The organism is Bacillus sp. LR--39, from assembly GCF_053613335.1.
In genome coordinates this window covers 1-757 of sequence record NZ_JBSIOT010000767.1, presented here as the reverse complement: position 1 = coordinate 757, position 757 = coordinate 1, and the positions used below count along the sequence as shown (strand labels likewise).

Genomic DNA, 757 nt, shown 5'->3' with positions numbered 1-757 from the left:
TCTTCAGAGCTGAAGGTTTCGACTGTCAATACAGGACCGAAAACCTCTTCCTGAACGATTCTCATGTCAGAATTACAGTTTGAGAAAATAGTAGGTTCATAGAAAAAGCCGTTTTGAAGCGCAGGATCTTCCGGACGTTTTCCGCCTGTTTCCAGCTTGGCGCCTTCTTGCAAGCCGATTTCCACATATTTTTCAACTTTGCTGCGGTGTTCAGCTGAAATAAGCGGACCGCTCTGTGTCTCCTCGTGAAATCCGTTGCCAAGCTTGATTTTTTTCGCACGCTTGACAAGCTCTGCGACAAACTCATCATGAATGGACTCTTCAACGAGAAGACGAGCGCCCGCAGAGCAAACCTGTCCTGCGTGGAAAAATACCGCATTCAGCGCCTGGTCAACCGCTACGTCAAAATCTGCGTCTTTAAACACAATATTCGGATTTTTCCCGCCAAGCTCAAGCGCAATTTTTTTCACATTCGTACTTGCAGCCTGCATGATTTTCTTTCCGGTTTCAATTCCCCCGGTGAAGGAAATTAAGTCGACGTCTTTATTTCTGGCAAGTTCATCGCCGACAGTCGCCCCGGGGCCGAGAACAAGGTTGGCCACCCCTTCAGGCACACCGGCTTCTTCCATCAGCTTGAAGATCTTAATGGTTGTCAGCGGTGTGATTTCACTAGGTTTGACAACGATCGTGTTGCCCGCCGCCAAAGCCGGAGCGATTTTCCAGCTTGCCTGCAGGAGCGGATAGTTCCACGGTGTGA

Annotated in this window: 1 protein-coding gene; it reads right to left on the bottom strand. The window is 49.1% G+C overall.

Going from position 1 to position 757, the window contains the following annotated elements:
- On the bottom strand, positions 1-757 hold a 757-nt coding region (locus ACWHAR_RS26405), incomplete at both ends, for an aldehyde dehydrogenase family protein (RefSeq protein ID WP_452088340.1).